Source organism: Micromonospora sp. I033 (genome assembly GCF_053890995.1).
On record NZ_JBSSLX010000182.1, the window covers coordinates 1 to 11,725 of the forward strand.

Sequence of the window (11,725 nt, forward strand, 5' to 3'; positions counted from 1 at the left end):
CCCGATCGTTGGCGGTCTGGGTACCGTGTCGTCGGCGTGTCCTGTCACCGGTCCGTCAGCGATCCTGACGTCCACGAGCGGCGGCCCGGCCCGAACCCGTGGCGCTCGGCCCGGCCCCGCGCGGCTGCCGTGCGCCGCTGCGCCGGCTTGTTAGCGTGGGACGGCGGAGGGCCGGCCAGGCGCCTCCGCGCACCCCTCACACGGCCGCACCGACCCCGCACCGGCGCGGCGGGCGACGCGCGGCTGCTCGACCGGAGAGGGGTGCGATGACCGGGACGCCCGGCGACCACGACGGCGGGACGGACCACACCGGCCCAGCGGCCGACACCGGGGAAACCCCGGTGAAGGGGCAGGTGCCGGACCGCCCGGAGCCGGCGCGGGAGCGTTGGGAGCCGTGGCTCACCCGGGCCCGGGACCTCTGGGCGGCCACCCGGCGCGGGGCGAAGCGGTTGTGGACGGCGGCCCGGCCCGTGCTGGACCAGTTGCGGTGGCAGGAGGCGGAGTCCTCACCCGTGACGCTCGTCGACCGACGGGTGGCGCCGACCCTTCTGGTGCCGGCGCAGGGGCAGGTCTACCACTTCGTCGTCCGCGCCACGTTCACCTGGTCCTCCGACAACGCGCGGCCGGAACTCTTCGGCTGGTACGTCGAGCAGTTCCAGCCGCAGGCGATGCAGCGGTTCCGCCGCATCGCGGCCCGGTGCGCAGCCGAGATACCGCCCGATCGCCCCCGCGCGTTCGCGCTCGCCCTGGACGACGCGATGACCGGCGACGACGCCCTCCCCTGGGATTACGAGCGCGGCGAGGTCACGTTCACCTGCGAGCCGGACGTGTCCGTCTACCTGGACGAGCCGGTCCGCAAGCTGCTCCAGCCGTACTGGGACCAGCGGATCGCCCTGGAGTGGCGGCGTGACCTCGACCGCCGCCGCGCCGAGTACGCCGAGGAGCAGCGCAGGCGCCGTCCCGCGGAGGCGCCGGAGAACGGCGGCGCTCCGACGGCCGGCAAGCCGGAGACACCCCGGAAGGACCACCCGCCGCACCAGCGGACGAGCCAGCCGGGAGGTCGGCGGGTTCCCCGGCCGGATGCCCCGGTGGAGCAGTTCACCCCGCTCGAGCCCTTCCCGCCACCGACCGCCCCGCCTCCGGCGCGTCGTCCTCCCGGGCCGCGAACGGCGGAGCCTCAGTCGGGCGAGACCCCTTCGGGCGACCCGGACAACGTGCGGCCGCCCGACGCCTGACCCGCCGGATCAGCAGTTGTGGGCGCTGGCCTGGTTGCGCTGAGGTAGTCGTACCAGGTGACGACCTGGACGACCGAGACGACGACGCTGCCGCGGTACGACAGGCATCGATGCCAGGTCGCCGGCGGTCGGTCGCCCGCGTCCGCGTACGGCAGAATCGGCGGGCGATGGAGGCGGCGAGGATCCTCTCCGCGCTCGCCGACCTGGCCCCGGCCGGCGCCGAGCGGACCTTCGACGTGTCCGGCGCCGGCCGCCCGCTGATCTGGCTACCCGACCCCGACCGGGGGCCGCGCGGCACCCGGCTGGACCGGCTCGCGGCCCTGGACGCGCTGCACCGCGACGAGCGGATCCTGCGCCGGGGCCTGGCCTTCGTCGTCGGCGGGGCCGACCTCGACGGTGGCCGTAGGCGGGTCCGCGTGCCGTTGCTGGCCCAGCCGGTACGCCTGGACCGCACCCGCCGCGGCTACCGGATCGTGCCGGCCGGGGACCTGGAGCTGACCTCGCTGATCGAGGACCGGGATCTCGCCGCCCGTCTGGAGGCCGCCCCGGGCCTCGCCGGGCCGGGCTGGCTCGGCGCGCCCGGCACCACGGCGTGGATCACCGCCGCCGCCGAGGCCGCCGGCCTGAAGGTGGAGGTGGTGCTGAGGAAGCCGCCCCGCACCCCCGACGAGGACACGCTCACCGGGGTCGCCGCCGCCGCGCTCTTCACCACCCGCGACGTGCTCGCCGGCCGGCTGCGCGACACCCTGCTCGGCTGGGCGGCCCGCCCCGGGCTGGCGGACACGGCGCTGAGCCGGCTCTACGGCGACCGGACTGGGAGCGCCCCGGCCGACGACGCCGAGGTGCTGTCGCCCCTGCCGTTGAACAACGCCCAGCGGGACGTGGTGCGGCGGACCAGGACCGAGCCGGTCGTGGTCGTCTCGGGCGCACCCGGCAACGGCAAGAGCCACGCCCTGGTCGCCGCCGCGCTGGACACCGTGGACCGGGGCGGGTCCGTGCTGGTGGCCACCCAGTCGGTGCACGCCGCGGACGTGCTGGGCGAGCTGCTGCGTCGCCACCCGGGGCCCACGCCGGTGCTGTTCGGTGACGCGGAGCGCCGCGAGGCGATCGCCGCCGACCTGGCCGGCGGTGCCGCGGCGGGGGTGGACGACGCCACGCTGCGGGCCGACGAGGCCGCCGTGGCGTCCGCCCGGGACCGGGTCGCGGCCGTGTCCACCGGCGTCGCGGCCGCCCTCGACGAGGAACGCCTGGCCGCCACGCTGCCGGGCTGGCAGCCGCTGCTGCCGGCCCTGAGCCGGGACGCACCGGGCGTGTTCGACCCGGACACCGACCTGGCCGGGATCCGGTCCGCGCTGGCCGACGCCACCCGGGCCGGCGACGGCTGGTGGCGGCGTTGGCGGCGGGCCCGCGCCGGGCAGCGGCTGCGGCGGCTCGCGGGCGGCGCCGACGTGCCGGTGGAGCGGGTGCGGGCCGCGGTGGAGGCGGCCAGTGCGGTACGGGCGGCGGCGCGGCTGGCCGCCACCGGTGGCACCGACCTTGCGGCCGCGTGGCGCGGCCTGGCGGAGGCGGACGCCGCGCTGGCCGACGCCGTCGGCACGGCGATGCGCCACCGGGCGGCCAGCGCCCGGCGGTGGACGGGTGCGGGGCGGCGCGCCACCAGCGGCCTCGGCGCGGCGCTGCGGGCCGGCCGGAACCGTCGCCGCGAGCTGCTCGCCGGGCTCGACGCGGAGGCGCTGGTGCGGGCGCTGCCGCTGTGGGTGGGAACGGTCACCGACGTCGAGGACCTGTTGCCGCCGGTGGCCGGGATGTTCGACCTGGTGGTGCTCGACGAGGCGGCGCACATCGACCAGCTGCGGGCCGCGCCGGTGCTGGCCCGGGCGCGGCGCGCGCTGGTGGCCGGAGACCCCCGGCAGCTCCGGTTCGTGTCGTTCGTGGCCGACGTGGACGTGGCCGCCACCCTGCACCGGCACGGTCTGGACCGGTTCGGCGACCGGCTCGACGTGCGTCGGTCGAGCGCCTTCGACGTGGCGGCCGGCGCCGCCCCGGTCACCTGGCTGGGCGAGCACCACCGGTCCGTCCCGCACCTGATCCAGTTCTCCGCGCGCCGGTTCTACGGTGACCGGCTGGAGCTGGTCACCCGGCATCCGCGCAACGAACGCGCCGACGTCATCGACGTGCTGACCGTCGCCGACGCGGCCGTGGTCGACGGCGTCAACCAGGCGGAGGTCACGGCCGCCGTCGACCTCGTACGGCGGCTTGCCGCCCACCCACCGGAGGGCGGGATCGCGCTGGTCAGCCCGTTCCGGGCGCAGGCGGACGCGCTGGAGGCCGCGCTGCTGGCCGCGTTCGACGTCGACGAGATCGAGCGCCTCGGGCTGCGGTCGGGCACGGTGCACGCGTTCCAGGGCAGCGAGGCCGACGTGGTGATCGCCTCGCTGGGGCTGGTGGACGGCGACCCGCCGTCGCGGCACCGGTTCGTGGCCGAGCCCAACCTGTTCAACGTGCTGGTCACCCGGGCCCGCGCGCGGCTGACCGTGGTCACCTCCCTGCGGTCGCCGGAGGGCCTGGTGGGCGACTACCTGGCGTACGCGGGCCGGCCGCCGGTCGCGCCCGACGCCGAGCCGGTGACGGGGTGGACCGCCGCGCTGGCCGAGGAGCTGCGCCGGCTCGGGCTGCCGGTGCGGCCCGGCTATCCGGTGGGCCGCTGGCGGGTGGACCTCTGCGTCGGGGCGGGCGCGGACGCGGTCGGGGTGGTCTGCGCGGTGCACCCGGAGGGGGTCGCGGCGCACCTGGAGCGGCAGCGCACGCTGACCCGGGCCGGGTGGCGGCTGCACGACGTGTTCGCCAGCCGCTGGGCGGACGACCCGATCCGGGCCGCCCTCGACCTGGCGTCCCGCCTTCCGCGGCAGTGACGGTCGCCCGTCAGTACGGCCCCTGGCTACGCTCGTCCGCCATGAGCATGATCTCTCCGGTACGTGGGCGCCTCGTCGACGGACGACTGCACGCGTACGACCTCTCCGGCCCGGTCGTGACGGGCCGGCTCTCCCCCACCGCGGTCTTCGACCTGGGCGGCGACGACGGCCGGATCGAGGGCTGGGCGGTGACCCGCGACCTGTCCCGGCTGGTGTACGCCACGACCGACGACCTGCGCTGCGTCGACCGTGAGGGCCGTACGCTCTGGCGGCTGGACTTCGGCCCGCGATCGGAGCAGGGCCTCGTCAACGCCCGGGTCTCCTGCGCGTTCTCGGCCGACGAGCGGCTGGTGTGGGTCTACCGGCCGGACGCGATGGCCCTGCGCGGCGAGCTGGACCGCTGGCTGGTGGTCGAAGCGGCGACCGGCGACCTCCGGGCCGAGGCCGGGTTGCTGAGCGTCGGCCACGGCGGCGAGCACTTCGCCGAGCCGGACGGAGTGCACATGCTGCTCGACGTCGGCGAGGGGCAGGACGGCTCGCGGGTGTTCCGGGGGCGGCTGACGGAGACCGGCATCGAGCTGCGCGACCTCTGGGACGACGACCGGACCGTGATCGCCTTCGCCCCCGACGGGCGGCACGTCATGACCGTGCACCACGAGCAGGAGGACGCGGCCTTCCACACCTGGCCGGACGGCGAGGTCGCCGCCCGGACCCCGCTGGCCGCGTTCGGTCACGAGTGGGGCGAGGCGAACGTCGAGTGGGCCGGCGGTTATCTCGACGGGGACACCGCGGTCGTCGCGCTGGCCGGCGAGGACGAGGAGACCGAGGAGGAGTGGCACCGGCACCACCTGGTCGACGTCCGCACCGGGGAGATCCGGGGCGTGTTCCCGGTGGAGACCCGGCACGCGTACGACCTGGAGCCGCTCGGCGACGGCACCTGGCTCCAGACCGACGACGACGGCGTGCTGCGGCGCCACCGGCACACCGGCTGAGCGAGGGCGCTCAGGCGGCGAGCGACGCGTACCGGCCGGCGTGGTCGAGCAGGCTCTCGTGAGTGCCGGACTCGACGATGCGCCCGTGGTCGAGCACGGCGATCTGGTCGGCGTCGCGGACGGTGGAGAGGCGGTGCGCGATGGTGACCACGGTGCGCCCCCGGGCCAGCTCGTCGAAGGCCCGCTGGACCGCGCGCTCGGTCTCGGTGTCCAGCGCGCTGGTCGCCTCGTCCAGCACCAGGATCCGCGGGTCGCGCAGCAGCGTGCGGGCGATGGCCAGGCGCTGCTTCTCGCCGCCGGAGAACCGGTGGCCGCGGGAGCCCACCACCGTGTCGTACCCGTCGGGGAGCGCGGCGACCAGGTCGTGGATCTGCGCGGCGCGCGCGGCGGCCTCGATGTCGGCGTCGGTGGCGTCCCGGCGGGCGTACCGGAGGTTGTCCCGCACGGTGGCGTGCAGCAGGTAGGTCTCCTGGCTGACCACGCCCACGACGGCGGCCAGGTCGGCCAGTCGCAGGTCGCGCAGGTCGACGCCGTCGATGGTGATCCGGCCGGCGTCGGGGTCGTGCAGCCGGCTGATCAGCGCGGCGAGGGTGCTCTTGCCGGAGCCGGTCTCCCCCACCAGGGCCAGGCTGGTGCCGGCCGGGACGTCCAGGCTGACCCCGGCCACGGCGGCGGTGTCGCTGCCCGGGTAGCTGAAGGTGACGTCGGAGAAGCGCAGGTGGCCGCGCACGCGGGCCGGGTCGAGGGCCACCGGCCGCGCCGGGTCGGCGACCTCGACGGGCAGGTCCAGGTATTCGAAGATCCGGGCGAACAGCGCCATCGAGGCGGTCAGCGAGACGCCGACGTTGAGCAGGCCCATGAGCGGCCGGAACAGGTTGCCCTGGAGGGCCGTGAAGGCGACCAGGGTGCCGATGGTGAGCGTGCCGGCGGTGCCGGGCAGGCCGGCGCCGAGGTAGATGACGGCCGGGATGGCCGCGAAGATCACCGTCATCGAGGCCATCCGCCAGCGGCCGGCCAGCTCCGAGCGGAGTTCCAGGTCGACCAGGCGGGCCGAGGAGGCGGTGAACCGGTCGACCAGGGTCGCGGCGGCGCCGAGGGTCTTGGCGAGTTGCACGCCGCTGATCGACAGCCCCTCCTCGATGGTGACGTTGAGGTCGGCCAGCTCGCGCTGGCGGCGGGCGGTGATCTCCCGGCGCAGCCGGGCCACCCGCCGGGTCAGCCAGATGGCGGGCGGCAGCACGACCACCGAGACGAGGGTGAGCCGCCAGCTCAGCGCGACCATGGCGATGACGGTGGCGACCACGGTGGTGAGGTTGGCGGCGATCGAGGTGGCGGTGGAGGTGACCACGGCCTGCATGCCGCCGATGTCGTTGGTGATCCGCGACTGCACCTCGCCGGTGCGGGTGCGGACGAAGAAGCCGATCGACTGGTGCTGGAGGTGGGTGAACACCTCGGTGCGCAGCCGGTGCATCACCTCCTGCCCCACCCTGGTGGAGATCCAGGTCTGCGCCACGCCGAGCACGGCGGTGACCGCGGCCACCGCGACCATGCCCGCGACCAGCCAGGCCAGCAGGGTCAGGTCGCGCTCCGGGAGGGCCCGGTCGATCACGGTACGCAGCAGGAACGGCGACGCCATCGCGATCACGGACGACGCCACGATGATCGCCACCACGGCGGCGAGGGGGCCGCGGTGGGCGGTGAAGAGGCCGCCGATCCGGCGCAGCGACACCTGGCGGGCCTGCGTCTTCTCGGCGGGGGTCACGGTGGTTCGGCCGCCGCCGCGGCCGTCACGGAATCCGTCCAAGGGGTGCTCTTTTCCGTCGGAGACATTGCTGAGGTTACCTCATCATGAGGTAGCAACAGTAAGTGCTGCTACCGTATTCCGGTGACCGGCAGCCACGACGAGGAGAGCCTGGCCGAGACGTTCTGGGCGGTCGCCCGGCGGCTGCGCCACCAGTCCAAGCGCACCCTCGAACCATGGGAGATCAACCCGGGGCACGCCCGGGCGCTCGCCGTGCTCCTGCGGCACGGCGCCCTCCGGCTCAGCGCGCTCGCCGAGCATCTGCGGATCGCGCCCCGCTCCGCCACGGAGGTGGTCGACGACCTCGAGGAGCGCGGGCTTGTGGCGCGTCAGCCCGATCCCGCCGACCGGCGGGCCACGCTGGTCGCGCTCACCGGCGAGGGCACTCGGATCAGCGCGGCGATCCGCGCCGCCCGGGCCACCGAGGCGGAACGCTTCTTCGGCGACCTCAGCGACAGTGACCGGGCCGACCTGGCCCGCATCCTGCGGACGCTGCGCGACTGATCACAAGGGCTCCCGCTGCACGCCACCAGCGCCGGGGCCGGCCTGCTCGGCCTGCTCCTGCCGCCCTCGCTGCACGTGCCGTGGGCCACCCGGCCCGCCCTGACGAGTGCCTACCGGACACGCGGCCCAGTCCGCCGTGCCGGCGCGGGGAGAGGCTGGTCCGACGGTACCTGCGCCGGTGTGCGCCACCAGCGGCGCGACGCCAGCCCGGCCAGCACGGCGCCGGCGGCGTTGACCAGCACGTCATCGACGGAGGACACCCGATCCAGCCGCAGCACGTACTGTGCGGTCTCAACCAGGGCCGAGCAGCCTGCCGCGAGCGCCAGGATCCGCGGCACGGACGCCAGCGCCGCGAAGCGTATCGGGGCGAAGAACCCCAGCGCTGCGAAGATCAGCAGGTTGCCGCCGATCCCGACGGGCCCCATCGTGACGAGATCCCGCAGCGGGACCAGGCTCACCCGACCGGGAACGAAGCCGGCCCCCGGGCCCGGCATCATGGTCATCCATACGAACGGCACCGTTCCGTAGACCATGCCCACCTCGGCCAGCGACATCCGCCACGCCGATGTGACGCCGGCGGCACGCCGACGGTGCGACAGAGCCAACGCCACCAGCGTGGCCAACGGCAGCCCCACCAGCATCATGAGCAGCACACCGTTCACCGTGTCGTAGCAGCCGTGCCACCGGCCGGCCAGGCACCGCGGAGCGGCCATCAGGAGCGGCCGCCGTACGGCGAACGCCACGACCGCCAGGCCGAGGATCGCCAGGCCGACGACCACGGTCCGGCGCGTGCGCCGGGGCGGGGCCGATCGGAGTGCACTCTGATTCATGCCCTCATTAGAGACGGAGGACTGTAGCGCCGACGTAAGCACCTGTGGGGACCTCCTCGATATCCCGAATGCCCGGCGGCGCGGTCGCCGGAGGTCTCCCGGCTCGACGCGACCAGCCCGGCGGAGACCGACGTCGGCCTGCTCGAGGTGTGAGGATCAGCGCAGGCCGGCGGCGATGGCGTCGACGAGCAGCGCGCCGATGGTGCGGGCCAGGGTGGCCCGGGCCGCCGCCACGTCGAGGCCCATGGCGTCGCGCATCATCGCCCAGGCCGCCCAGGTGCAGGCCACGGTCAGCGCGTCCAGCAACTGCTCGCGCCCCTCCCCCGCGTGGGCCAGCTCCGGTTCGAAGGCCAGTTCGACCTCGTGGCGGACCCGGGCGATGGCGGCCTCGCGGTTGCGCCGCAGCTGCGGTGAGAACGGCTCCCGCAGCGCCGAGGCGCGCGCCGACGGCGCGAGCACCTCCAGCATCCGGGCCCGCTGATCGCAGAACTCCGCGATCCGCCGGGTGAGCGGCAGTTCCGGCGGGATCGGCCGCCAGAGCGTGTCCAGCCGCTCGCCGACCAGCCGCCCGGTCGCCGCGAACAGCGTCTCCATGTCCTTGAAGTTGGTCCAGAGCGTGCGCAGGGACACCCCGGCCCGCTCGGCGATCCGCTCCCCGGTGGGCCGCAGGTCGCCCTCGTCGATGAGCGCCAGGTGCGCCTCGACGATGGCCGCGCGGGTCCGCTCGGCCCGCGCCGACCGGCCGTCCACCCGCGCCGGCGCGTCGGCGTCCACCTCGATCATGCGACTGCCCCCTGTGCCTGGCTCCTGGCCGGCGCGACCCGCCCGCCCCGGTGGCGTCGCGCCGAATGGTGAACTCTACGTGCGCGCCACCGGGCGGCCGTCACCGCGGTGACGGCCGCCCGGCGCGCGGTGGTGGTCAGGTCGTCGGGATGGCGTCCGCCGGCGGGGTGGCCGGCGGCTCGGTGAACTCGGTGACCGCGGCGTCGGCGTCGTCCGTGGTGTACGTCGGGCCGAAGTACGCCTGCGCGCCGTTCTGCACCTTGTTCAGCCGCACGCCGCTGTAGCCGGCGTGCACGTCTCCGCTGTAGCGGAACGGGGTGAGCCCCGGTCCCCGGAAGCCGCCCTTCTGCACGGCCTCCACCAGCTTCTCCCGGGTCGGGTCCTTGCCGGCGGCGAGCAGCGCCTGCACGAAGGTGTAGGCCATCGAGTAGCCGTAGATCGCGTTGCCGTCGATCGGGTTGGCCGCGTTGTACTGCTGGTGGATCTTGGTGAACTCCTGGATCCAGGGGTTGGCCTTGTCGCCCACCATCGGCAGGTAGTTGTCGGCGACCATGCCCTCGAGGATCACCTTCTTGTCGCCGAGCTGGTTGGAGAGCGTGGTGTAGTCGGCGCCCACGTTGGACACCACCCACTGCGCCCGGAAGCCCTGCCCGGCCGCCTGCCCCATCGCGAGGGCCGTGAAGCCCGGGATGCTCGCCGAGATCACCACCTGGCAGCCGGCTGCCTTGAGCGCCCCGATCGCCGGCCCGACCTGCTGGTTGGTGGTGGTGTACGTCTGTTTCGCCGCCACCGGGCCGAGGACCTTCTCGACCCCGGCCAGGGAGTCCCGGCCGAAGTCGTCGTTCTGCCCGAAGTGGCAGACCTTGGCGCCGGGGAACTGCTGCTTCACCCAGGTGGCGAGGATCTTGCCCTCGACGGTGTAGTCGGGCTGCCAGCCGAAGGTGGTCGGGTACTTGTCGGGCTGGTTCCAGTTCCGGCTGCCGGAGGAGACGAAGAGGTCGGGCACCTTCTGCGTCTTGACGAACTCCAGCACGTTGGTGTGGGTGGGGGTGCCCAGCCCGCCGAGGAGCGCGAAGACCTTGTCGTCGAGCACCAGTTTGCGGACCACGTTCTCGGTGTTGGCCGGGTTGTAGCCGTCGTCCATGACCTTGTAGACGATCTTCCGGCCGTTGACGCCGCCCTTGCTGTTGACGTGCTCGAAGTACGCCTTGGTGGCGGCGGAGATCTTCGAGTAGCCGGGCGCGGCGGGGCCGGTGAGCGGCTGGTGGGTGCCGATGACCACCTCGGTGTCGGTGACGCCGGGGACGTTCTCGGCGGCCTGCTTCGCGTCGTCGGCGCAGGCCGGCACGGCGGCCAGCAGGGCGAGGCCGGTGGCGGCCGCGAGTATGCGGCGGGTGGTGGGGCGCATGGTTCTCCATTCCGGTGCGGCGGTGCGAACGGGCGGGTGGAACCGGGGTGGCTCAGTGCTCGGGCGCGCGGCGGCGGGCCCGCAGCCGGGCGGCGAGGGTGCGGAAGGCGCCGTGCAGGCCGCCCGGGGCGACGAGCATGACGACGATGAGGATCAGGCCGAACACGGCCAGCGCGAGGTTGCCCTCCAGCCGCTGGGCGAGGCCGGACGGCAGGCTGAAGGTCTCGGTGAGCAGGCCCGGCAGGTCCTGGAGCGCGACCAGCAGCACCGCGCCCCAGACCGCGCCGGCGAGGCTGCCCAGCCCGCCGATCACGATCGCCATCAGCAGGAACAGCGACAGCTCCAGGGGGAACTTGCCCGGCGCGACGGTGGCGGTCAGCACCGCGTACACGCCGCCGCCGAGGCCGGCGCAGCCGGCGCTGACCACGAAGGCGAGCACCTGGGTGCGGGCGACGTGGATGCCGGCGAGCCGGGCGGCCACCTCGTCGTCCCGGACCGCGCGCAGCGACCGGCCGAACCGGCTGCGCACCAGGTTGGCCAGGAGCAGCACGGTCAGCAGCGCGGCGAGCAGCGCGATCCAGGCCAGCCACCGTTCCGGCTGGAAGTACGCGCCGAGGAACGCCGGCGGGGTCTCCGCCGGGAAGCGCAGCCCCTGCTCGCCGTTGAACACGCCGGTGAAGATCGTGCTGACGGCCGGCACCAGCGTCGCCACCGCCAGGGTCACGCCGGCCAGGTACGGCCCGCGCAGCCGGGCCGCCGCCAGCCCGATGACCAGGCCGGCCAGCGCGGTCACCGCGACGGCGGCCAGCAACGACAGCGGCAGGATCCACCGCCCCTGCACCCCTCGCTCGTCGAACCCCTGCTGCAGGAGGGCCACGGTGTAGGCGCCGGTGGCCATCAGCGCGCCGTGCCCGAGGGAGAGCTGGCCGTTGAGCCCGACCAGCACGGTGTAGCCGGCGGTGACGCAGAGGAACGCGCAGACCCGGGCCACCTGGAGGTTCTGGTAGGGCGCGAGCTGGTTGGTGAGCAGCACGACCAGGGTACCGGCGAGCACCGCGCCGGCCAGGTGGCGCAGCAGCGTGGACCCGCGCGGGCCGGCGGCGGCGGGCGCGGCGGGCAGCAGCCGGCGCAGCGCGCACCTCCCGGCGGGCCCGCCCCTCCCGGGCCCGGCGGAGGGGCGCGTCGGCGTCACACCTGCCCCGCCCTCCCGCCGGCGTCGAGCTCCCCCGGGCCGGGCTGGGCGATGGGCACCCGCAGGAC

9 protein-coding genes are annotated in these 11,725 nt (G+C 74.9%); 4 read left to right on the plus strand and 5 right to left on the minus strand.

The window, feature by feature from the left end:
• Positions 1-266: 266 nt before the first annotated feature.
• The 3 genes from ACW0Q9_RS23960 (at position 267) to ACW0Q9_RS23970 (ending at position 5,139) form a co-directional block, all read left to right on the plus strand.
• Positions 267-1,235 (plus strand): hypothetical protein, encoded by a 969-nt coding sequence (locus ACW0Q9_RS23960; protein ID WP_456184912.1) that lies wholly within the window; start codon positions 267-269, stop codon positions 1,233-1,235.
• 167 nt (positions 1,236-1,402) lie between these two features.
• Complete coding sequence (locus tag ACW0Q9_RS23965; RefSeq protein WP_456184914.1) at positions 1,403-4,147, plus strand: AAA domain-containing protein; 2,745 nt, start codon at positions 1,403-1,405, stop codon at positions 4,145-4,147.
• 41 nt (positions 4,148-4,188) lie between these two features.
• On the plus strand, positions 4,189-5,139 hold the full coding sequence (locus ACW0Q9_RS23970) for a hypothetical protein (protein WP_456184916.1): 951 nt from the start codon (positions 4,189-4,191) through the stop codon (positions 5,137-5,139).
• Between the two features lie 10 nt (positions 5,140-5,149).
• Here the strand turns inward: ACW0Q9_RS23970 and ACW0Q9_RS23975 are convergent, their stop codons facing one another.
• Positions 5,150-6,943: an ABC transporter ATP-binding protein gene (locus ACW0Q9_RS23975; RefSeq protein WP_456184918.1), complete on the minus strand. Its 1,794-nt coding sequence runs from the start codon at positions 6,941-6,943 to the stop codon at positions 5,150-5,152.
• Positions 6,944-7,024: 81 nt separating this feature from the next.
• On the opposite strand from ACW0Q9_RS23975, the gene ACW0Q9_RS23980 reads away from it, so the two are divergent.
• The gene (locus ACW0Q9_RS23980) at positions 7,025-7,444 is read left to right on the plus strand and encodes a MarR family winged helix-turn-helix transcriptional regulator (RefSeq protein WP_456184920.1); all 420 of its coding nucleotides are present in this window, start codon (positions 7,025-7,027) and stop codon (positions 7,442-7,444) included.
• Between the two features lie 110 nt (positions 7,445-7,554).
• Here ACW0Q9_RS23980 and ACW0Q9_RS23985 read toward each other — a convergent pair whose 3' ends face one another.
• From ACW0Q9_RS23985 to ACW0Q9_RS24000, 4 genes are all read right to left on the minus strand, one after another.
• Positions 7,555-8,223: a VanZ family protein gene (locus ACW0Q9_RS23985; RefSeq protein WP_456184922.1), complete on the minus strand. Its 669-nt coding sequence runs from the start codon at positions 8,221-8,223 to the stop codon at positions 7,555-7,557.
• A gap of 207 nt (positions 8,224-8,430) precedes the next feature.
• Positions 8,431-9,057 (minus strand): TetR/AcrR family transcriptional regulator, encoded by a 627-nt coding sequence (locus tag ACW0Q9_RS23990; RefSeq protein ID WP_456184924.1) that lies wholly within the window; start codon positions 9,055-9,057, stop codon positions 8,431-8,433.
• A gap of 136 nt (positions 9,058-9,193) precedes the next feature.
• On the minus strand, positions 9,194-10,465 hold the full coding sequence (locus ACW0Q9_RS23995; RefSeq protein ID WP_456184926.1) for an ABC transporter substrate-binding protein: 1,272 nt from the start codon (positions 10,463-10,465) through the stop codon (positions 9,194-9,196).
• A gap of 52 nt (positions 10,466-10,517) precedes the next feature.
• On the minus strand, positions 10,518-11,657 hold the full coding sequence (locus ACW0Q9_RS24000; protein WP_456184928.1) for a branched-chain amino acid ABC transporter permease: 1,140 nt from the start codon (positions 11,655-11,657) through the stop codon (positions 10,518-10,520).
• Positions 11,658-11,725 lie beyond the last annotated feature (68 nt).